Source organism: Streptomyces endophyticus, from assembly GCF_035798155.1.
Taxonomy (GTDB): Bacteria; Actinomycetota; Actinomycetes; order Streptomycetales; family Streptomycetaceae; genus Streptomyces; species Streptomyces endophyticus.
Map to the genome: position 1 here is coordinate 1 of NZ_JAOZYC010000106.1, position 315 is coordinate 315.

1 other RNA gene is annotated in these 315 nt (G+C 45.7%); it reads right to left on the minus strand.

Annotation, left to right across the window (positions count from 1 at the left end):
- Positions 1–315, minus strand: a transfer-messenger RNA (tmRNA) gene (gene ssrA / locus OKJ99_RS15535); the annotation flags it as partial.

Below are 315 nucleotides of genomic sequence, written 5' to 3' on the forward strand. Positions count from 1 at the left end.
CGCTCGAGAATACTACATGCTTAGATATCGTCTACTGTTTTAACTCTTTGTGACCCGACGAACAGGGTACAAATCGCGATCCTTTTAATTTAGTACGAAACCCCAAGGCTTGATTTCATACGGACTTGTGTGCGTGCGCTTCAGTCGGACTCTCTAACCACAAGTATTCGGAGAGGCGGACAAGCTGCCCTTAGGCAGCTAGAGCGTATGATTCGTCGTTTGCGACTATTAAAATGCAAATTTTATTTACGAGAGAAAATGCGCTCTCGGCATGCATCTATGAGTTTCATCACCAGCGTCGAAGCCAGAAACACC